Source organism: Chitinophaga filiformis, from assembly GCF_021646545.1.
GTDB lineage: Bacteria > Bacteroidota > Bacteroidia > Chitinophagales > Chitinophagaceae > Chitinophaga > Chitinophaga filiformis_A.
In genome coordinates this window covers 587,329-610,135 of the sequence record NZ_JAKIRP010000001.1, presented here as the reverse complement: position 1 = coordinate 610,135, position 22,807 = coordinate 587,329, and the positions used below count along the sequence as shown (strand labels likewise).

Here is a 22,807-nt window from a genome sequence, read left to right as displayed (position 1 = left end):
AAAAAAATTACTACTATGCGATTGAATAAAGCATTCATCATATTATCACTTGTCTTCGGATGTGGAATGACATCCTGCTCGCTCGATGAGCAGTTGGGCTCCACGCTGACACGTGAACAGGCAGATTCATTGATCAAGGTTCCCGCACTGTTGATCTCAGCATACAATGGTCTGCAATTGCCTTTTCAGGACCAATCCAACTTTTGGGCACTGCAGGAAATGACTGCAGATGAAGCAGTGGCTCCTACCCGTGGGGGCGACTGGGATGACAACGGCGTATGGCGTGCGCTTAAACTGCACAACTGGACACCAGATCATACGTATATCAGCAACACGTTCTCCAACATCCTGCAGTTGCAGTTCCTGGCGTCCAATGTGCTGAGTTTTAATCCCACTGCACAACAGGCGGGAGAAGCCCGTTTCCTGCGCGCTTTTGCGATGTTCTCCATCCTGGACGGCTGGGGACAGGTACCTTTCCGCAATCCCGGCGATACCCTGTTGAATGCACCAAGGGTAATGCAACCGGCAGAAGCCACAGCGTATCTCATTAGTGAATTGACCGAGGTGATTAACACACTGGATGAGAGTGTACCGGCTTATACCGCCAATAAGAATGCCGCCAGAGCACTGTTGATGAAAGTCTATCTTAACAAAGGCGCCTGGGCTAACAGGGCGGCTCCTACATTCGATGCAGCTGACATGCAAAAGGTGATCGAGTTGGCAGATGCTATTACCGCGAGTGGTAAATATAGTCTGACAAACTACTTTGACAACTTCGCCTATAACAATGATGCTATCTCAAAAGAAAACATTTTCACCCAGCGTAATGGTCCCGGTTTCAGTACAGTAAGAAGCGGAAACGCAGTGTTCTGCCACTGGGCGCCAACTCTGCACTACAACCAGGATCCAAGCGGCTGGAATGGTTATGCTACCATCTCTGATTTCTATGACAAATTTGAAGCAACTGATGTACGCCGTGGCGGATCTTATCCGGGAGTGACAGAGAAGAGCGGGCTGAAGGTAGGTTTCCTTGTTGGACAGCAATATAATGCAGCTGGTACTGCGCTGAAAGACAGGAAGGGAAATCTGTTGAGTTTCACAAGGGAACTGAAATTGCAGGAAACAGATCCGAATACACTGGAAGTAACAGGTATCAGGGTAGTAAAATATCCGCCTGATATGACATCCAATGAAACCAAGAGCAGTAATAATGCTAACAACGACTACGTATTTCTGCGTTATGCAGATGTGCTGCTGATGAAAGCAGAAGCATTGCTGCGTACCAACAATGCACCAGCTGCACTGACGATTGTTAATCAGATCAGGACTAACCGTCAGGCCAGCGTATGGGCTTCTATAGATCTTGACAAACTGATCGATGAAAGAGGCCGCGAGCTCTATTGGGAAGGATGGCGCAGACAGGATCTGATCCGCTTTGGTAAGTTCCTGGATGTATGGCAGCTGAAACCCTCCGATAATCCAAAGAATTTGTTATTCCCAATACCCACCAGCGACCTTGCTGTTAACAAGAACCTCAAACAAAACGACGGTTATTAATATTCTTTCAAAAGAGACTGCATTATGCAGTCTCTTTTGATCATTTCCACATACTCATTACAAAGGTGATTATCTGCAGATCTTACGTGGGTGATCATACGGGAGTGATTTGTCCTGAGATGTAGTGTATGAGCATAAAATGGCCATTTAAACACAAGATACCTATGCATTGAAATTTACATCTTACACTGATGCAAAGTAGCGGGAGCTACTATTGCGATCATGCAGTTACACAAGGGGGATATGCTGTAGCCATAGACATGGTGGTAGGCATAAAGATAGTGCAGAGTGGAATTGTGGTGGAATTTTGATGCAGCTTATTGCCCGGTTGGGGGTATAGATTGGTTACCTCCACCGGGAATAGGCATATATAAGCCATGATGTTATCCCCGATAATCCTTCCTGTAAATGTTGTCCCCGTTTGTATTTTGTCATGCCTTTACTATCACTGTTACTCCTTTATTATCATCACTTCTCCTCTACAAATTTTTTTCTTTATAGCCTTATTTCTACGCAAACTGAATAAAATGAATGCTATTAGTTTAATGAATGTAATGATACAAGGTTAATCGGATAAGCGTGTTTACTTTTGTCCTGTTGCCGCTAACGCCAATAGCATTTTAATAAAACAGCTTTAGTTAATCCATATACCTATACGAAAATGATACAAAGCAATTACTTAACGAAGAATGCAAAATATTATTCAGTTGATATGTTATTAAGGGGGATAAAACACAGCACCATGAAAGCTATGATTAGCGTCCTGCAGGACGGACGTTAATTCATATTGCCTTTGTTTTCCGGCTATTTAGTAATTAGGGTTTAACAAACAATTAAATATAAACCGGGTTTCAGTCTTGTTACCTGGGGCTTCTTTGGCTATAAATGTTATTCAGTAAAGCATATACTGTTTAGGCAGTTTATTGCGCTGGCTTAAATAATAGGGGTTATGTTAGTGGTCAACGTATAACGAACCACAGAGTCTCTCCCGGGAACCATTCCTGGTACCCGGTTTAATTATGCTCGCATAGTGGCGGAATGACGTGTGGAAGAATAGATGTAGGAAGTGTTGATGAATGATTAAGTGATGTAAAGAACCAGCGTGAAAGAGATGGCAAATGTACTAGCGGTAATAGTTGTTGTTGTCTGCGCTGTGGTAGGTAGTATACTGGTTATCGAAGTAGTGATCCTGGCGGTAGTGAAAGTAATTCACCTGGCAGGCGGCTGTATATCAATAACCTCAGGGACGCAAAGGGAACATATTTGCAGAGAGAAAGTGTATTAGGCAGTTGTGATAATGTGTGAAGATAAGAACTGGTTAATAATAGATAGTAAAAGCTGATGTTGGGATGCAAATGTGGCGCTGATCGCATTGGTTGCAAGCTGCTGAAAGGCGCCACATCTTTTAAATCATTTTTATCTAGGGGTTTTCAATTTGTAACCGGGAGCTACTCCTGGCTCCCGGAAGCTTTTACTACATCCGAAGATATTTTAAACTGGGAATATTGACGCAATCGCATAATAGATGTTTTAACCTGAATCAGGTACCATTCCTGGTACCTGGGGATAGTTTTCATAAGTTTCATTTTAACAAATTCTCAATGACATCGGGTATCACTTCTGATACCTGAAACTTATTACAAAGATTCGATTCATTAGTGACATGGGGTTAATTTCAAAGAACCGGGGATCATTCCTGATCCCCGGACATTTTTTTGATAGTGGTGAGCAATGCTGCCGAGTGCTTTTTTGATCAGCCGGCATTAGCACTATATCGCAAACCATGAACTTATGCTAATCTATACACTTGCTTTTTTTAACGTATCCAATACGTTTGTATTTACACTTCCGAATAATGATACGCCTGCTGCACCGTTTTGTAACGCGAGGCGGATGCCTTTTTCCAGGTCGTCCATGTTGCCTTTGAAATCCGGCAGATATAATCCGGCATACAAGGGGAATTTTCCGTGAAGACCATTCACCCCTTCAGCTACCGCTTCGCCTATCCAGCTTACATCTTCTTTATAGAAACCATGATAGATCATCGGATTAACAGAATCAAGCGGCCAGTTTGTCCAGTCCTGTCTTACAATACGTTTTGCAATATCAGGTGTTGGAAATACAGCTGCTGTAATAGGCTTTTTATGTTGTTTGGCTACCTGTGCCAGGTTGGTGACTACATTCGTGATACGATCATACCGGTACTTTCTCCAGGAAGGACTCTGGTCAGGATGTTCCATATCCAGAGGATCTATTCCCTTTTTCTCTTTGTACTTTTCCCTGCAGGTTTCACAATAACAGAAGTCATACTCAGGCAACTCTTTAGATTGATCGATGTTATAGTTAGTCCACAGGTTGACAGGAAGAACAACATCACAATAGCGCACATAATCCAGGTGAAGCCCGTCTACATAGTCTTTTGAAAGTACTGCTTCGGCTTGTTCTTTCAGATAGTTGACAACCTCTGGTTTGCTTGGGCACAGCCAACGGTAATAGGCAACATAGGGAGGCTTTGTTGCACAGGATTCTCCTTTTCTGTTTTTCGCATACCATTCAGGATGGCTGGCCAGCAGTTCCTTCTCACCACGGTTCATTGTCCAGATCCATCTGTGTGCCATAATACCATTCTCTTTCGCTGCTCTGAAATGCTTCTCGCTATCTTCTTCAAAGAAGATATCACCTATGCCGGCTTTTTTGTAAGCAGCATAACGTTGCTTCAGTTCGGCAACGGTATCCTTTGCATCAGGATTTATCCATACACGATGCCTGGCTGTTCTGGCCGGCTGGGACGGTGTTTTCGCGGAAGCAGATAAAGTCGGGATAGCTGGTTGCATGATAGCCAGGCTACCCAGACCAACTGATTTCAGGAAGTTGCGTTTATTCATGTGATGAGTTTTGAGAGATTTTCCCTTCTTGATTAATAGAACAGCGTTCTTTTGAGCTTTTATTCAGCAGGGTGGCCGTGAACTGATCCGTGATACCCTCCATTTGTAATGTGTAAGTTACTCCCTGCACCGTGATCGTGGTGGCTGATATACCAAGTGCACTCAGGTTAGACGCATAGCGCCCATTCTTTTTGCGGTACTGCAATTGCTTGGCGTATACATCCCAGAGATATTCCTTTGCCGCTTCAATAGCAGGCAGCGGTAAGGTAACCGGAGCACTGCCGGCAGGTTTAGCGACGAAAGACAGGTAGCCCCACTTTTCAGGTGCATGCATATTAATGATACCCTGAGGAGACCATACCCAGTTATGCTCAGGCAATGGCCTACCGGTTTTGGGATCCTTGCGCTTGATATACTGACCATTCACAATATCGGTATCCCATTCAACACGGGAAAAATTAATTCTCCAGCGGGCTCCGTCTTTAGGCGTCAGGCCCTGGTTAAAGAAACCAAATGCGCTGAAAGGGATAGCCATTTCTACAGTCCATTTTTTATCCTTATCCTGCGGATTGTTTAATGTACCGTCTATCTGAACTGCCGTCCGGAGTCCCCTGGTATCCCAGGTCATCAGCGCGTCTCCGCCCACCCGGTACGCTTTGGACATGAAGAGATCCATCACCGTATTATGAGCATTGATCTCTATTTCAAAATACTTTTCACCATCTCCGTCGGGATCTGCGAATACTTCAAAATCGTTATCCTGGAAGATAATAGTGTCGTGCTGATGTAAGGTCGCCCAGATATGAGGTTCTTCCAGTTCCGCAAGGATGTAGAGATGTTGGTGATCCCACAGCATTTTCAGGCGTGTCCGCATGGCTGGCGCCGGCTGTTTATCGCCTTCAATATCTGTAAAATCATCACTCCATACAGCTTTTGACCATGCATTTTCGTCTGCTATCCCATCTATTTTGATAGGGACATCAGTCTGATAAGAGTGATATTGCCTGGGAGGCACATAGGCCGGCTTTTGTTGTGCGTAAGATGGGAGGTACAGGCATACCATTCCCAATCCTGTAATCACATGACGAATAAGTTGAGACATGAGCTAAATATAAGAAAGATGGAGGCGTTATTTAGATTTTTTCAATGAATGGCTTAATTGAATGGTTAAAATGCAAAAAAAGGGCATAATTCTAAATTATGCCCCGTTGGATGAATTCTTTAAAATGTTCGCTTACTTTACCTGGCAGAATGCCATCTCTACAATCGTAACCCGGCAACGAGTTCAGGCACTCTCCCCTCTACTCGTTCTGACAACTTCTACCCGTGAGCTGCCATCAGTGTAATGATCTCTGCTCGCTGATAGTCAGGACATCCACCGTGATAGGATGCTACTACAGCGCCCAGCGCGCATGAAAAAGAAAGCGTATCGAAAGGATCGTATTTTTTAATGGTGCTATACAGGAAGCCCGCTAGAAAAGCGTCTCCGCTACCGATTGTATCAGCCACCTTTACGCGGTATCCGGGATGCTGATAGAATTTTCCCCCTTTTAACAGGGCGGCTCCCTTCTCCCCTAGCGTAATAATGATAGTTGGAATGGAATATTGTGTGCTCAGTGCTTTTGCCTGTGCCTCCATATTGTCTGGCCACTGGTGCCAGCTGCCGATGGTAGCAAGTTCGGTCTCATTTAGTTTTAATATGTGGCAATGATGTAACAGCTCTACCAGCAGCTCCTGGTCAAAATGAGGAGGACGCAGATTAATGTCCAGTACAAAGGTGCGGTTTCCTTTTAATAAGGACAGTAAGGTCTGTCTGCTGTCCATATTCCGGCTGGCCAGGCTACCGAAAACGAGGAAAGTATCTCCTGGTTGCTGAGCCAGTTCCCGTAGGGCAGGTGTAAAAGAAATATAATCCCAGGCAACAGGTCGCACGATCTCGTACTTCATCTCCAGCGGATTTTCTGCTGATGGACGGGCATAAACCTTTCCTGTTTCATTGATAGGATCAGTTTGAATATAGTCGGTTGTCAGCTGATATTGCTTCATTATTTCCAGTAAGGTATGGCCAGGTTCATCGTTTCCAATACTGGATATCATAGCCGCAGGCACGGATAATTTCTGAAGATGATAGGCCACGTTCATCGGTGCTCCTCCCGGCAGGGCCTTATCTGGCAAAATATCCCAGAGCACTTCTCCAAAACAAGCTACTTGGTATTGCGTCATAATTATTAATGTATTTGCGCTCAGTAATTATATTTTGATTACATAATAATACTCTTTTCCTGCACAATCTTTTATAGACACGGTGGCTCAGGCCTTGCTGGGCCAATAGCTGTATAGTACAGCAATTATCTCCTGAAGGAGGATAAGTTGAAAAGCCAGAGCGCTGGACAGCGCTCCGGGGTAATCATCTATTTTATCAACCTTGGTGTGTATTAAAGAAAGTACAGACCCCCGTCCAGGGCATTATAAAGAATTACAACGCCTTAGACACAAGCAATGGATGTTCTTCGCTGCTGTGGTAACGTCAAAGCTGTAAGACGGACCAAAGATGCGCGACGAACAGTAAAGCAAAAATGGAATTCAGCCCGGATTGGACGGAACGATTGAATCCGGTATCGTTTTCAGATAATGGATATGGATAGATATAGAGATAGATTTAGACCAGAAAATAGATATAGATATAGGAATAGGCATAAATATAACGATAGGTACAAAAACAGGTTTAAATGGATCCTCTCAATGTATACAGGCAAACTGCCTGATAAACAATGGTTCCTTAAAAAATAGTACATAATAATGTATTGGTTCTGGATAAAGAATGAATGGTTTTATCGGCAAAAGTGAACTCACTTACAAATAGATATAGCATGACTGATTGAATGAATCGGGACAACAATTTTTTTAACGGCTCAAAAGTAAAATGAAAAACCTGGAATCAATGAGTCCATTATGTTCATTTTGAGACTGTTAGTTCTTTCTGTTCACTCGCCTCGCAGGCAGCCCTTCTTTTTTATTGGGTATTAAAAAATATTAATGTGTTCCATAGCTGACCTAGCTAAAATTAACTCAATCAAGGCAATAACCTTAAAATCAGCTTAAAAATGTATTAAAGTTACCTAGATTTAAACAGTCGTTTGATTTAATTAAATGTTTGTTTAACTTTGTACTCACAATTCGATTTACACATGGAATACAATCAAAAGCAATTATCAATCCTGGAGGCTGCCGAGAAGCTGTTCGCTTCTCATGGTTTTCATGCCACTTCAGTGAGGGATATTGCTCATGAGGCTGATGTGAACATCGCAATGATATCTTACTACTTTGGCTCAAAAGAAAAATTAATTGAGGCCATCTTCCTGAAAAGAATCATCGCCTGGAAAATGACGTTGACGGCAACGCTTACTAATACAGAGCGTTCATATGTTGAAAGATTTGATGCTTTGGTGGAAACGTACGTTGCCCGGGTTATGAGCAATCCTTGCTTCAATCTGATGATGATAAGGGCGCAGATCCAGGAAGATATAGCAGTGAACGAACTTATTCACGAAAATAAAAAAGAGGTATACGAAGTGATCAAATCCTTCATTAATGAAGGACAGGAAAATGGGGTATTTAACAGGGATGTGGATATCATGATGATGGTGGTTACCCTTGTAGGTACAACTAACCATATTATGTCTACCAGGCATCATTTCCAGCGCATGAGCAATTTAGAACATCTTACAGATAGCCAACTTCAGGAATATCTAATCAGTCATACAAGCAATCATTTGAAAAATTTGTTTAAAGCCATTCTAATCCATGAAGCTTAATAGCACATACAGGCGACTATGGTCTCTTACAGTGTGCGCCCTTCTGCTGACTTTACCTTATCTCAGTAGCCAGGCGCAAGACAAGAAGAGCCTGTCTTTGAAAGAAGCCATAACGCTTAGTATACAAAACAGTAAAGAACTCAAACTCAGCAAAACCAAGATTGACGCAGCACTGGCATCAGTTAAAACCGCCAACAATTCTCAATTACCAGACGTAAGCGTTTCTGCTTCATACCTCCGTATCAACGAGCCGAATGTAGATCTCAAACTGAAGGTAGGAGGTAGTGATAGTTCCGGTGGCGGATCATCTCCTAAAGTGAATTCAGTAGCCTACGCCATGGCTTCTGTTTCCCTGCCGATCTTTTCCGGGTTCATTATCCAGAGCCAGAAAGAATCAGCAAGATATCTGGCTGAAGCAGCAAAACTGGATGCCGACAAAGACCGCGAAGCAGTGATCCAGAATACGATCAACGCTTACAGCAATCTGTATAAGGCGCAACAGGCGGTGACGCTTGTACAGGAGAATCTGAAACAACAGCAACAGCGGGTGGCAGATTTTACCAATCTTGAGAAAAATGGTATCGTAGCTCGTAACGATTTATTAAAAGTGCAACTGCAGCAATCGAATGTAGAGGTATCTCTGCTGGAAGCAGAAAGTAATCTCAAACTGGCTAATATCGCGATGAATTTATTGCTGGGCTTACCAGAAACGACAACACTGACCGCCGATACTACCACTTTCGAACAGATACCCGCGGGTACCAAAGCTGCTGCCGAATGGGAACAGATAGCCCTGCAGAACCGCAAGGATGCCGCTGCACTCTCCGCCCGTGAAAGAGCTGCGAACGCAGGTATCAAAGCTGCTAAAGGCGAATATTATCCCTCAGTAGCACTGACTGGCGGTTATGTTGCCCTGAGTGTACCTAACGCCCTGACAGTGACCAATGCACTGAATGCCGGCATCGGCGTAAAATATTCTCCTTCCTCCCTCTGGAAAGCCGGATCAAAAGTGACAGAAGCGAAAATAAGAATGCAGGAAGTACAGGTAAATGAGGAGTTGCTGGCAGATAATATTCATCTTTCTATCAACAAGGCATATCAGGATTATTTAGTGAATCAGAAGAAGATAGAAGCCTACATGAAGGCAATTGACCAGGCAAGTGAGAATTATAAGATAGTAAAGAACAAGCAGGAGAATAATCTGGCTACCACTACAGACCTGCTGGAAGCTGATGTGGCAAACGTACAGGCAAGACTGAACTATGCTTTTGCTAAAGCTGATGCGGTAGTTGCTTATACCAAACTACTTGAAACCGCAGGTGTCTTGAATGAAACAGGTGCAGAGGCCGGGAAATAATCAATCAGGATTTTAAAAAAAGTAACAATCATATATATATTATATGGAAACGCAAACAGCTACAACTAACAATAAAAGTTCCCAGAATGCTCATGAAGCTCCTAAAAAGAGGAACTATCGTTTCATCATCGTTTTGGCAATCCTTGTTATCGGTGGTGGTGCATTCGGTATCTCTAAATATATACATGCTCAACATCACGAAGAGACCGACAATGCGCAGATAGAAGCAAATGTGAGTCCTGTGATCCCGAGAGTAACAGGTTATGTGAAAGAGGTACGTGTTAAAGATAACCAACGTGTAAAGAAAGGCGATACCCTGGTAATACTTGATGACAGGGATCTGCAGATCAAAGTGTCACAGGCAGAAGCAGCACTGGCCGCTGCAGAAGCAAATGTACAGGTAGCAGTGGCTACTACTACTGCAGCCCGCTCAAACGTTTCTTCTTCCCAGGCAAATATCTCAGCAGTAGATGCACAGATAGAAGCCGCCAAGGTAAATGTATGGCGCGCTAACCAGGACTACGAACGTTACAGCAACCTGATTAAGGATCACTCTATTACCCAGCAACAATATGAGCAGGCCCTGGCTGCAAAACAAACTGCAGAACGCCAGCTGAATGTACTGGAAGAACAGAAAAAAGTGGCTGCCCGTCAGACAAGTGCTGTGTCTACACAAAGTGATGCTACCGCTGAACAGATCAATGCTGCCAAAGCTGTGATCAAAGAACGTCAGGCAGAAGTTGATAATGCAAAACTGGTGGCAAGCTACGCTATCATCACCGCTCCTGAAGATGGGGAAGTGTCAAAAATATATGTACAACCAGGACAACTGGTGCAGGCAGGTCAGTCACTCTTCAGCGTAGTTTTATCTAACGACGTATGGGTAGTGGCCAACTTTAAGGAAACACAGCTCGATAAAATGAAACTGGGTCAGAAAGTAAGTGTGCATGTGGACGCATTCCCAGGTAAGTCTATCGAGGGTAAAGTAACCTCCTTCTCTCCTGCTACAGGTGCACGTTTTGCCTTACTGCCTCCCGATAACGCTTCAGGTAACTTCGTAAAGGTTGTACAACGTCTGCCGGTGAAGATCGAGTTCAACGATCTGAAACAACCTGAGGTTAAACAACTCCGTCCGGGTATGAACGTAGTTGTGGACGTACATCTTGATTAATGTCAGTCACGAATGGCCCCGCTTGTGTGGTGCGGGTGATGAATAAACAGGAATTACTTTTAGTCTGGTCTTTTATACAATAGCGTATTTCGTGTCACCAGGCGGGGACATTCGGTAACTGATCTTTATACAACTAATTGATAAACGCGATGCAACAAGAATCATTGGTAGAATATGGAGCCCGTCGGGTGATCATTACAATTACTGCCATCTTTTGCGCCTTGCTGGAGATCGTGGATACGACCATCGTGAACGTGGCATTGAATGATATGCGCGGAAACATGGGGGCCACGCTGAGCGAAATAGGTTGGGTGATCACTGCTTACGCTATCGGTAACGTAATTATTGTACCGATGACAAGCTGGTTATCACAACAGTTCGGACGTCGTAACTACTTCGCAGTTTCCATCGTCATATTTACGATATCCTCCTTCCTTTGCGGAAATGCCACTGCCATGTGGGAGCTCGTATTATTCCGCTTTATACAGGGTTTAGGTGGTGGAGCGTTGCTTGTGACTTCACAAACTATTATTACTGAAAGCTATCCGCCGGAGAAAAGAGGGATGGCACAGGCGATCTATGGTCTGGGTGTGATCATTGGCCCGACACTGGGTCCTCCTTTAGGTGGTTATATAGTGGATAATTACTCCTGGCCTTACATTTTTTATATAAACATTCCAATCGGAGTAATAGCGACCCTGCTTACACTACAATTCGTAAGAAGCCCAAAATATGGTGAGAAGAAATCAGCGAGTGAGATCGACTGGTTAGGAATTGGACTCCTGGCTATAGGGGTGGGAGCACTCCAGTACGTCTTAGAACGTGGACAGGAAGATGACTGGTTTAATGACTCGACAATATTGATATTGGGAATTGCGGCAGTATTGGGCTTCTTCTTCTTTATCTGGAGAGAACTGTCATACAAGAACCCCATAGTGGAACTGAGGGTGCTTGGAAATGGAAATCTTCGGGCAGGTACGCTGTTATCTTTCCTGATGGGTTTCGGGTTATACGGATCTACCTTCATTATTCCGCTATATACTCAGAGTACACTAGGCTGGACGGCTACACAGTCGGGTATGTTGATGATACCCGCCGCCCTGACCACAGCATTTATGATGCCTTTTATAGGAAAAATGCTGGAAAAGGGAATACCGCAACAGTATCTGGTAGCATTGGGAATGTTCCTGTTCTTTGTCTTCTGTTTCTGGGGATATAAGATCATTACGCCAGACACAGGATCAGAAGCCTTCTTCTGGATGCTGATTGTAAGAGGTGTCGGAATGGGTATGTTGTTTATTCCTATCACAACTCTTTCATTGTCAACACTGAAAGGTCAACAGATAGGACAAGGCGCGGCATTCACCGGTATGATGCGTCAGCTGGGAGGTTCCTTTGGTGTGGCACTGATCACAACATTTGTTTCCCGCCGTAATGAACTACACCGTGTAGATCTGGTGAGTAAGCTGGACACTAATGACCCTGATGTGATGAACAGAGTATCAGGAATGACAGCCAACTTTGTTGCAAAAGGAATGGATGCCAAGAGGGCTGCGGGAAGTGCCTATCAGGCACTGGAATACAGCGTCATGAAGCAGTCTGTGGTAATGTCGTATATGGATGTATTCCTCTACCTGGGTTTGATGTTCCTGATCTGTGTACCATTTGTGCTGATGGTTAAAGGCAGCAGAAAAGCAAAACTGGATCCAAGTGCGATGCACTAAATGATATTAAAGATATGTTACTAACAGTGTAACAGTTGTAGGTTTAGGTAATGAGCCGGAATAATCTTATTCCGGCTTTTATTTTTTGGTGCCGGGCCGATGATGCTTCTCCTTGTTCTCTCCGTCTTCTCTCCTTGTTCTCTCAGGCTTTGGAAATAGCATCAGGCCCCCTACTATTGTTTCTATTATGCTGGATTGATGCTGTATGTTGTTCGATGCTTCTTCGTCGCTAGTTCGTTGCTAGTTCGAACACTGTTCGAACAGGTGTTTTATGTTAAAATAGTATCAGATGGCCTGATTCCCAGTTGGCTTATTGGCCCCTTGCGGTGTAAGAAGCCTTTGCACTGCCTTTGGGTTGAACCTGGTGGGGTACCGGACCTCTCATGGTACAAAAAGGGTCCGACTTCGCTTGATGTAGCCTGCGATTCTATAGCTATAGGCGCTCTAGTCCTGCATTAGCACAGCTATTCTATAGCGATGGCTATAGAACAGTGCCTATAATGCTATAGTAGAGAGCCTATAGGCTATAGCCCCCAACGAATCTTAAGCGAAGATGAGTGGGGGGGATTATTCACGCTAAGTAGCCCGGTTTCAGTATGGGATGGCGGTCGGCGCCTCTCTGGCGGCGGAAGGATGTCTAGCTTTGTCAATCGGATGGGCTTTGGAATATTGATTTAGCTGCGTCAGTCGTAGCCCAGAGAGCCGAAGGCCCGCCATTCCCATCTGAAACCGCTGCTACTTCCGCGGGTCCAATGATAAATATAAGGTGCCGCTTTATGGGACGCTGTTGGCTGGCTTCCAATAGATGATGCTGATCTGCCATTAATGGCAGACATTACTTTGGTGGAGATACAGTAAAGAGTCGGTAGAGATATAGTTGAGATTCACTTAGTCTCCCTTAATCCTCCCCTTTTATAGGGAAGGTTAAGATAGGATAAGCGGATCTCAACTATATCTCTACCATATCTTAACCGAATCTCAGGCGAACGAATCTCAAGCGAAGCGAATAGAATCGAATACTAAGATAGCCCCTTATATACGCGTTATACCGGGCTTATACGAGAAGTGTACAAGACGCACACCGGAAGTATACCAGACGCATGGGTGGAGTTTGGAACAGCAAACGAGTATAAATGGGTATGAGCGTTAAAAGGACAAGTATTTTCCCCGCTTCGTTGGAGCGTTGTGTTTGCCGGTTGGCGATCCCGGTGGAAGAGTCAAAAGAAAACCCCCGGCCTGGAAAAGCCGATGGGTACTATATTCCCTCAAATTAATCCATACCGGTACAAGCCATTGAATAGATGACCGGTAAGCACTTAATAATCGTTAAAACTGGAAAATTGTTCGATGATCGTTTTGGTAGTTATTCACAACATATAGCAGTTAATTCCTATGCCTGTGGCTGAATTCAGCAGTGTTGTATTAATAAAGTATGATAAAATTATGGTAAAAAAGTTTATAAATGATGCGTTTATGTAAGAATTATCAATATGATACATCCTATTTCAATACAGAATATTGTTGATACTTTAGGTGTGCAGTTATTCACATTTTCATAGTTTCCATTAAATGTGGAAAACTATCTACGTGAGAAATCAAGTTGATATTAACTTTGCGCTACGGATGCCATGGCATTTTGTTTGCCCCCTAAACACTAGGACTTAACCAACGAAAAAACGGACAAAAAGATCAATTAATTCGAGAAGAATAACGGATCCCAAAACGTACCCTTTATGAAGAGAATTGCATTTGCCTTTGGGCTTTTAGGAACAGTGCTGGCTGTTTTAGCACAGTACGCTATTATCAACGACTGGACGCTGTTCCGGTTATTTCACACACTCGGCTTTATCGGATATATACTGATCATCAGTGCCGCCGCTTCTCTCTCTTTGTTATTCATTCACGAATTATCGAGAGAGGAAAAAATGCGTATCCGGAATAAGAGCTTTGAATAGAATATCTTTGCATGCTAATTAGTGAACTATGGAAGGTCTGGACGAACCATTTATACTGAAGTTTGAGTACAAGGAGAAGCCTCATATCCTGGAGGTACGCCCATGGATACAGCAATATAAGATCAGTTACAAAGTAACTGTTGAAGAATGTGAGATCACCTTCGAAGAAGATGAGGAAGGACAGCTGCGAGCTATTGGCGATAAACATGTACATGCCGGGCATAGCGTTGACCCGCAGCTGCTGGAAGACATTGCCCGCCGGATACAGGAAGCTGTAAGCGGTCAGGAGCCTTAATCCTGGTTGGCCTCGTCGATTAGTGATTGCTCATCCCATCCCTGCGCCGAAGGATTCCATTTGGTTACCCGTTCATTGGACATCAGTTTTTCAAGTTCTTCAATACGTTGCTTAACGGTATTGATGTAGAGCTTTTTGTCATTCCTGATGGCAGACAGGCCTTTTAGAGCTTTTTCATCCTGCTTTCTGAATGTACTGATATTACGATGTGCATGATAGGCCCTTATGCCTAGCATCTGTAGCGCGTCTGCCCCCATGCGCAATGAGGTATCCAACGTCTCACGATAGATATGTAATACGCCAAGGTCCATCAGCTCATAGGTATCAGGAATATGCTCTGCTTTTACCAGCATTTGCAGGTGAGGGAAATGTTTACGTACCATCTTCACCACATCGAGCGTCTGTTCCACGGTGTCCATGGCAACAATAATGATCTTCGCATCTGCAGCGCCGGCAGCGGCCAGCAGATCACGACGGGAAGCATCTCCGTAATATACCTTGACACCCAGGTTATGTAATGCATCTACCCTGTCTGAATCCAGGTCCAGGATGGTTGCCTTTACACCGTTTACCCGCAGGAAACGCCCTACAATGTTCCCGAAGCGCCCAAAGCCTGCAATGATGATAGGGTGTTTCTCCTGGATTTCGTCTGCCTCACGGGGGTTGCCTTCGGTACTGGTCTGATTGAACCGAGGTTGAATAATACGTTCGTATATAAGTAACAGCAATGGTGTCAGTGCCATGCTGAGCGCTACCACGGCGGTCATGATACTGGTCATCCGGGGAGAGAGTATATTATTCTGTTGGGTAAAGGCTAACAATACAAACGCAAATTCTCCTATCTGGGAAAGCGCCATACCAAAGAGCAGGTTTTGCTCGATGCTGATACGGAATGCCCGGCCGAGTACCAGCAGTACGATCGTCTTGAGCATCATTAAAGATACCACCAGGCCGAGTATCACCCAAGGCATAGAGAGTACCAGTTTGAAGTCGATGGACGCTCCCACCGCCATAAAGAACAAGCCCAATAACAGGCCTTTAAAAGGTTCTATATCGCTTTCCAGTTCGTGCTTGTATTCGCTGTTGGCCAATACCACTCCTCCAAGGAAAGCGCCTAATGCCGGGCTTAATCCCACTAGGCTCATAAGTACGGATATCGCTACAACAAGTAGTAATGCGAAAGCGGTAAACAATTCCCTTACACGTGTTCTCGCCACTACCCGTAGTAATGGACGGACTAAATATTGTCCTGCTACAATGATCACTATCACTGCGCCGAGTACCACCAGGGTCTGCATCCAGGCGGGCAGGTTATCCCTGAGTGAGGTGGCATGGTCGGCTGTACTGTTCGAATCAGGACCAGCCAGTAAAGGGAAGATCGCCAGCATTGGAATGACGGCGATGTCCTGGAAAAGCAGTACTGAAAAGGCACTTTGGCCTGCCGCTGATGACAGCTGTCCTTTCTCTTTCAGACTTTGCAGCACAATGGCCGTTGATGACAGGGACAGCGTCATACCCAGTGCCAGTGAAGCATTCAAAGGCTGTCCGAGCAAGAGGGCCAGTCCGGCAATTGCAGCGGCTGTGATCAGCACCTGTAATCCGCCAAGCCCCAGTATAGGCGCCCGCATATTCCACAATAATGCAGGTTCCAGTTCAATACCGATCAGGAACAACATCATCACGACACCAAATTCCGCAAAGTGCATAATATCCTGTCCCTCATGTCCTATAAAGCCCAGGAGGGATGGACCAATTACGATGCCTGCCAGCAGATACCCCAGTACTGAACCTAAGCCGAGCTTTTTGGCTATCGGGATGAAGATTACCGCCGCAGCCAGGTATATCATTGCTATAAAGAAGTATGAATGTTCCATGTCATTGAATTTTTGCTTGTCCGTCCCGTAGCCCTTCCAGCATCTTCTTATAAGCAACTGCCTGCTCCAGGATGCCCGTGTAGGAAAGCCGGTGTGTACCGTAAATAACAAAAGGTTCCAGATACTGCATATTGCACAACATCGCCGTTTGCCTGAATGGCAAAAGGAAGTCGTGTATGGTATATTTATGCCAACCCTCTTTGCTGTATGTCGATTCCTGAGCGCCGGCGGAGATAACGTTGCCCGCCATTTTGCCACGTAACGCAGTACCCGTACGCCCGTACGCCCAGCCATGTTCCAGCACAAGGTCCTGCCATTGTTTGATCATAGCAGGAGCACTATACCAGTAAAACGGGTGCTGAAACAATATGATGTCGTGCTGCAGGAGTAAGGATTGCTCATGCCTTACATCAATGTTCAAATCGGGATACACCTCATAAAGGTCATGCAGCGTCACCCCCTGCATGCCACGTATGGCAGTCAGTAACTGTGAATGCACCCTGGATTTTTCAAATGCAGGATGCGCAAATAAGATCAGAATTTTCGCCATAAACCGGATTAAATTTCAAGCATGATCCGACGGATGAAGATCATGAATACTCCTGCAATAATAATCTATATTGATTAAGTATGCCCGATTTGGAGACAAACCCAACCAGTTTGCCCTCATCAGTGACCGGCAGATTCCAGGTATGTACTTCGTCAAATTTGTTGATCACATCCGCTACATTATCGTGGAGATCAATTACAGCAAGTGGAGGTTTCATTAATTGTCTGATGGTCACAGTATCGTATAACGAAGGGTTGAACATGATCTGCCGTATATCATCCAGTGTGATGACGCCGTCCAGCCGGTTGTCGGGGCCTTCTACACCGATGACATTACGATGTCCGTTCTTTACCAGTTCGATCAGCTGTCTCAGTGTTTCATCAGCAGATATCCGCTGGAAGTCTTTTTCCACCAGCTCCTCCAGTTTCAGGAGGGACAGGATATTTTTATCGTGCGCTTTTGTGAAAATCTTTCCCGTATCTGCCAGATGTTTTAATTCCGGAGAAATGGGCGAAAACCATTTCGCCAGCAGGAATGATGTGGTAGATACGATCATCAGCGGGATGAAAAGATCGTATCCGGAGCTTGATTCAGCAATGAGGAAAATGGCGGTCAGCGGCGCATACATTACCCCGCTCATGACACCGGCCATTCCTACAATCACCAGGTTAGTGAAAGGAACATTGTCAAATCCGAGGTGAGTGCACAGCAGCGCGAAGAAGTAGCCCAGAAAGCCACCTGCAAAAAGCGAAGGCGCGAAATTACCACCATTACCACCGCTGTGGATAGTGAAGGCCGTTGCAAATACTTTCAGCAGACAGATGCAACCGGTGAACAACAAGAGTATCCAGCTCTGTGTGGGAATATACCTGAAAAAGCTATTCTGAATGATCTCATCGGAATAGCCGCCTGCAAGTAATTTCACGCTGGCATATCCTTCTCCGAATAAAGGAGGCATGAGTACGCACAATACGGATACGATCACACCTCCCAGAATGGCTTTCTGCAGAGTGGACCATTTGAGGCCTTTAATGAAATGTTCAATACGCTGCGATATGACAATGAAGTAGCGCGCATACAGTGCAGATAATAACCCCAATCCGATATAGTAGGGAACATTATAGTAATTGAATGGCTGCCTGGTTTCAAAATGAAACAATACTTCTTCCTGCAGAATGATCTTTGACAATAAGCTACCGCAGACAGCTGCTAATATAAGTGGAATGAAGTCGGAGAAAACGACGCCCGTCAGCAGTATTTCAAAGGCAAACATCACTCCGGCAATGGGTGCATTGAAAGCTGCCGCAATACCGGAAGTAGCGCCGGCCGCCAATAATAGTGTTCTTTCCTTGTATCCCAGATTATAATTACGAGCATAGTTACTGCCAATAGCGGCGCCTGTCACGGCAATTGGGCTCTCCAATCCGGCAGATCCACCCAAACCCACCGTGATGGCACTTTGCATGATCTGGGAATACATTTTTACCGGCGGAATAAAACTGGAGTTCTGCGCAATTTCATGGAGTATGAGCCCAATCCCCTTTCTGGACTGGCCTTTGAAAAACCAGATCACCAGGAGAGTAGTCAGCACGATGCCCAGGAATGGAAAGACGATATAAAAAATAACCTGTGTACTGAAATGTACTTTGTGGGTGATAAAGTAGTGTATATAGTGTACGAGTACTTTCAGTACTACTCCTGCTATTCCAGCACCCAGACCAACAAGGATACCAGATAGTATAAGGAACTGACCCCTGCTTAATACCTTGTGCAGCCAGTGAATAATAATCTCATAGCTCCTGACCTTTCTTAAACTGTATCGCTCAAAATCACGCTTAAACCTGAAGAAAGAGTGATACTTCTTTATCGTTTTAAACTGGCTCATTACTAATGCTTTCTTTGTGTCATAATTCGATCAATGCATAAACCTTGTCATTCATATACTTGCCACCCGGATGACGGGCCGTATAGTCAAGGTTTATCCAATATTCGCCTTTCATCTCGTGGTAGTGGATCTCCTTCACGGGAGGTCGGGGAAACAAAGTAACAATTGCCTGTTTCATAATTTCAAAGTCCTCTTTAGTGCCACAGTAAAGTTCGGGATATGCGTGGCCCTGTATAAGTACAATGCGGCAACGTGCACCGATAGATTGCAGACAGGAGGACATCAGGATAGAGTGATCATCGCAATCACCTCCCAGACCATTCTGAATCGTTTCCATGGGGGTAGCAAAATATTCGTCACGGTGCGTATCAGGCACATATTTGAAATGCCTGTTTATATAATGGAACAATGCAAGATAGCGGGACACTTTTCCGTATTTGGAAAAATACTCATCAAACCCTTCGACAGAGTGAGCTACGGAGAAGTTGCGGACGAGGGAATCTTTGTAATTGACCTTATCCCGTATGCCTCTCACAGTTTTATCCCGATAGGTTTCCACGCGTCTGGGGTAAAGGCTGAGAATGTCGAACTGTTTGTTGTTCTTGGCGCCCCAGTTACCCTGTACCATTCCCTTGTAGTCGTTCAGCACATTGGTAAAGGAATAATTGTCCGTGAAATAATTGATAAACAATACGCTGCAGACAAGTACAAAGGCCGGGATGATCAGCGGTCTGAAGATCCATAACAATAAACGGGTGAACAGGAAGGCAATCAGCACAGCCACAAACATATCCATATGCCAGCCTTGCAGCACTAATGGGGGAATATACCGGTTAAGGTAAGGTGCTAATGGTATAATGGTCAACAGGCTCAGCAGGTTGAGCAGAAATTGTTGGAATGTAGTGTATTTACTTTCATCAATGGCCATTATGGTATGCAATAACGCAAAATTATGCCAGATGAATTGCAAAAAATTGGTTTTAAGCTTTAAAAAGCGATCTTTTTATGGCCGGAAGCCTTTGTAAGATACTGATTTGTAGTTAATTGGTTTGAGTGGCGGCAATCAGTACCTTCTCGAAATGTTTAAAGGAGGTACTTTTATTGATAAGCGACATTTGTTGCTGGGCCTGATTATATTGTTTGTCGAAGCGGACCTGCGAATACATTTTGCTAAGCAGCTTAAAGCCTGCCAGCAGCAATAATTTAAAATCCATCTTCTGGGAAATTTCAACAGCAGCTTCTGCTATGCGGATAGCCCTGTTTAATTCTTTTTCTTTAAAATAGATTTCTGCCAGGATCATCTTTTGTAACACTTCCATGTGTTTTCCGCTGGTGAAATCAAAGGAATAGGTCTTTATCACCTTGTCTGTATGCTGGCATATTTTATTTGCCAGTGCCAGGTTGCCGAGTCCGAGATAAGCCAGTGCCTGCCAGCATAACAGCGCCAGCCGCAGCGAATTGGTTCGTTGATATACGAGTGCGGGGAAGCATTCAAATATCCGCTTCGTATAATTGAGCATGTGCGTATTATCGTTCAGCAGGGAGAAAGCCATGCCGGTCATTCTGAATACCATCTCCTGAGCAACGGTGGGGGCATGCCGGGTACTGCCTGTTAAGTAGCGGGGATAGTTATAGATCTTGTCTTTTATGCTCTCATTGATGATCCCGAATTTCAGATATTCGTATATGAAGAGGTATAGATCGTAGGGAGACACCCATACTTCGTCATCGATCGTTTCCCTGGAAATAAGTTTTTTAATATTGCTCAGCTCCACTTCGCACTGTTCCGCATCCAGTTGTAGTAATGACATCGAAAAAAGGATGCTGCGGATCTTCAGTTTATCGTCAGGCATTTCCGACAGATCGAGGAGGGCATTAAGCACCCGCTTTTTACCGAAATGCAGGAAGTTATCGTTAATGAAACGGCTCAGGGGATTTTTACGGAAATACCCCTGAGGGAATACTGTACTCAGCAGGCCCTGTTTTTCGCCTTCAGGTTGGTAATGTATGGCAAGATATTCCAGCAGGTAGGATTTTTCCATGGTGCTCAGCGGCAGGTAGAAGATCTTATGGATTCCTTCCGGCTGATCGTTGTTGATGGCATATCGCAGCAGCCATTTGAATATGCCAACCCTGTAGGAGGAAGGCGGCAGCTGCCTCGCGATCTTTTGCAGCATATGGTCGTCAATCTTATCGTTGGCCTGTTTGATATAATGCATGGCCGAAAAATATTCCAGCAGGAACTGATGTGCAAAGCGCACTTTAACGATGAACATTACTTCCTGGCTGAGATTCTCTTCTACCAATATATTATCCGCCAGTAGCTCCTTATATGCCGGGAAAAGGTCTGCATTTTTATTCAGTAGCAGGTTTTTATCTGTATGTTGCCCCGCTTTGCCAAGATCGAGCAGCCATAACATTTTCTCGATGATCCTGACCTTAAAGGTGTTGGTCGGTGAGTTGAAAACTTTGGTCTGCACAAACTTTGAGATCATCTCAAAGAGACTGAGATGTTCACTGACAAAATTCTGCCCGGGGCCTGTATTCAGTTGGCAGAATAGCTGCAGGTAATAAGGATAGCGTAGTTTCTGGAGGAAGCCCTCGCTGAAGGTACGTACAGTAGCAGGATCAATACGGTGATTATACAATACCGATTTTACTTCCTGTTCTGTAAGGGAGGGGAGGTTAATACTGGTCTCTTCATCCATTTCCGGTCCCAGGTACCAGTATCGTCTGAATGCAGGGTACTGGAGGGAGTGCTGGAAGATATCTGACCAGGTGCTGCTGCGTATTGAGAGGATTACTTTAACCCAGGGGAACAGATCGTTAGAGTATACGAACTCTTCCAGTTTGGTATACAACAGTTTTAACTTATCCCCTGCGATAGTGATCTCATCAAACCCGTCTATAATTAAGATTAGCCTTCCTCTTATTTTGTCAAAATGGGAGGCAAAATATTCTCTGAAGTTTTCTCCTGCACCCAGGTTGAGCTGATTATCCAGCCAGGTGGCCAATGAGAAGCCACGTAGCAGCAGGCTGCCTGCCGCATGCGCATGAATGAACCAGCAGATATCCTTTTTAAACTTGGCGTCTTTACTGAACCAGAAATGTTCAGCCATATGTACAAGGGTAACCGATTTACCCCAGCCGGAAGGCGCTATGAGAGCAGTTGCCGCATAGTCGCTTTCCAGGAAACGTTCAATATGGGCAAAGCAGGAAGGGCGGGGAACTGTCAGGGCAAAGGGTATGCCTGACCTGTTCTTTAAAGTAAGTATGGTATAATGTGAGATGGTAACGGCCTTGTTTTTTAACTCCAGCCATTTGCTGTCATTCAGTTCATTATTGTCTGTCTGAACATAATGCTGGGCCTGAAAATCATCCCAGTCCTTGTAGTTACAGTATTGGGCCAGCGTGTTGAGCGTGTAACGAGAAAAACTATGCTTGGTAGTAGCAAAGCCAAATACCCTTTTAAGGGTCGTTTCACTGACCGCTTTTGTGGTTTCTTCCCTTATGAGATCAGAAAGACGCTTGCAATCACTGGGTGTGATGGTATCTGCGCCAAACTTTCGGGATACCTCATTCTGTAATGTTATGATAAAGTCATAGGAGAGATCTATCATACGGGGACAAGGAAATGGATTTTGAGTAAATGGATTTTGGTTATTCTGCAATAAACTTACGTATCCATTTTCAATTCAGATTTGACCGTTTAGAAAATGGCTGAAATGAACGAAATAAA

The 22,807-nt window shown here is 44.6% G+C and carries 16 protein-coding genes; 8 read left to right on the top strand and 8 right to left on the bottom strand.

Annotation, left to right across the window (positions count from 1 at the left end; all coding sequences use genetic code 11):
• Positions 1-15 precede the first annotated feature (15 nt).
• Both L3C95_RS02440 and L3C95_RS02435 read left to right on the top strand, forming a co-directional pair.
• Complete coding sequence (locus L3C95_RS02440; RefSeq protein WP_236384826.1) at positions 16-1,557, top strand: RagB/SusD family nutrient uptake outer membrane protein; 1,542 nt, start codon at positions 16-18, stop codon at positions 1,555-1,557.
• Between the two features lie 1,111 nt (positions 1,558-2,668).
• Positions 2,669-2,842, top strand: a complete 174-nt coding sequence (locus L3C95_RS02435) for a hypothetical protein (protein ID WP_236384823.1) — start codon at positions 2,669-2,671, stop codon at positions 2,840-2,842.
• A gap of 514 nt (positions 2,843-3,356) precedes the next feature.
• On the opposite strand, the gene L3C95_RS02430 is transcribed toward L3C95_RS02435, so the two are convergent.
• The 3 genes from L3C95_RS02430 to L3C95_RS02420 form a co-directional block, all read right to left on the bottom strand.
• Positions 3,357-4,442: a family 10 glycosylhydrolase gene (locus L3C95_RS02430; RefSeq protein ID WP_236384822.1), complete on the bottom strand. Its 1,086-nt coding sequence runs from the start codon at positions 4,440-4,442 to the stop codon at positions 3,357-3,359.
• Complete coding sequence (locus L3C95_RS02425) at positions 4,435-5,544, bottom strand: carbohydrate-binding family 9-like protein (protein WP_236384818.1); 1,110 nt, start codon at positions 5,542-5,544, stop codon at positions 4,435-4,437. Before L3C95_RS02425 ends, L3C95_RS02430 begins: the two co-directional genes overlap by 8 nt.
• A gap of 218 nt (positions 5,545-5,762) precedes the next feature.
• Positions 5,763-6,665 carry a carbohydrate kinase family protein gene (locus L3C95_RS02420; protein WP_236384816.1) on the bottom strand — a complete coding sequence of 301 codons (903 nt, stop codon included), beginning with the start codon at positions 6,663-6,665 and terminating at the stop codon, positions 5,763-5,765.
• Between the two features lie 965 nt (positions 6,666-7,630).
• Between L3C95_RS02420 and L3C95_RS02410 the strand changes: the two genes are divergently transcribed.
• The 6 genes from L3C95_RS02410 (at position 7,631) to L3C95_RS02385 (ending at position 14,759) form a co-directional block, all read left to right on the top strand.
• The gene (locus tag L3C95_RS02410; protein ID WP_262915813.1) at positions 7,631-8,257 is read left to right on the top strand and encodes a TetR/AcrR family transcriptional regulator; all 627 of its coding nucleotides are present in this window, start codon (positions 7,631-7,633) and stop codon (positions 8,255-8,257) included.
• Positions 8,247-9,614, top strand: a complete 1,368-nt coding sequence (locus L3C95_RS02405) for a TolC family protein (RefSeq protein ID WP_236384814.1) — start codon at positions 8,247-8,249, stop codon at positions 9,612-9,614. Before L3C95_RS02410 ends, L3C95_RS02405 begins: the two co-directional genes overlap by 11 nt.
• 43 nt (positions 9,615-9,657) lie before the next feature.
• Positions 9,658-10,785 carry an HlyD family secretion protein gene (locus tag L3C95_RS02400; RefSeq protein ID WP_236384813.1) on the top strand — a complete coding sequence of 376 codons (1,128 nt, stop codon included), beginning with the start codon at positions 9,658-9,660 and terminating at the stop codon, positions 10,783-10,785.
• 149 nt (positions 10,786-10,934) lie between these two features.
• Positions 10,935-12,509: a DHA2 family efflux MFS transporter permease subunit gene (locus tag L3C95_RS02395; protein ID WP_236384812.1), complete on the top strand. Its 1,575-nt coding sequence runs from the start codon at positions 10,935-10,937 to the stop codon at positions 12,507-12,509.
• Positions 12,510-14,242: 1,733 nt separating this feature from the next.
• A complete protein-coding gene (locus L3C95_RS02390; RefSeq protein ID WP_149694268.1) occupies positions 14,243-14,464 on the top strand; it encodes a hypothetical protein in 222 nt (73 codons plus the stop codon).
• Positions 14,465-14,492: 28 nt separating this feature from the next.
• Positions 14,493-14,759, top strand: a complete 267-nt coding sequence (locus L3C95_RS02385; protein WP_236384809.1) for a hypothetical protein — start codon at positions 14,493-14,495, stop codon at positions 14,757-14,759.
• Here L3C95_RS02385 and L3C95_RS02380 read toward each other — a convergent pair.
• From L3C95_RS02380 to L3C95_RS02360, 5 genes are all read right to left on the bottom strand, one after another.
• On the bottom strand, positions 14,756-16,633 hold the full coding sequence (locus tag L3C95_RS02380) for a monovalent cation:proton antiporter-2 (CPA2) family protein (RefSeq protein ID WP_236384807.1): 1,878 nt from the start codon (positions 16,631-16,633) through the stop codon (positions 14,756-14,758). The two genes, L3C95_RS02385 and L3C95_RS02380, sit on opposite strands and share 4 nt — an antisense overlap.
• A gap of 1 nt (position 16,634) precedes the next feature.
• Positions 16,635-17,183 carry an NAD(P)H-dependent oxidoreductase gene (locus tag L3C95_RS02375; protein ID WP_236384805.1) on the bottom strand — a complete coding sequence of 183 codons (549 nt, stop codon included), beginning with the start codon at positions 17,181-17,183 and terminating at the stop codon, positions 16,635-16,637.
• A 40-nt stretch (positions 17,184-17,223) separates the two neighbouring features.
• Positions 17,224-19,068: a chloride channel protein gene (locus L3C95_RS02370; protein WP_236384804.1), complete on the bottom strand. Its 1,845-nt coding sequence runs from the start codon at positions 19,066-19,068 to the stop codon at positions 17,224-17,226.
• Between the two features lie 19 nt (positions 19,069-19,087).
• Positions 19,088-20,038, bottom strand: coding sequence for a transglutaminase-like domain-containing protein (locus L3C95_RS02365; protein ID WP_236384802.1), 951 nt, complete (start codon positions 20,036-20,038; stop codon positions 19,088-19,090).
• 70 nt (positions 20,039-20,108) lie between these two features.
• Entirely contained in the window at positions 20,109-22,688 is a 2,580-nt protein-coding gene (locus L3C95_RS02360; RefSeq protein WP_236384800.1) for a hypothetical protein, read from the bottom strand.
• Positions 22,689-22,807 lie beyond the last annotated feature (119 nt).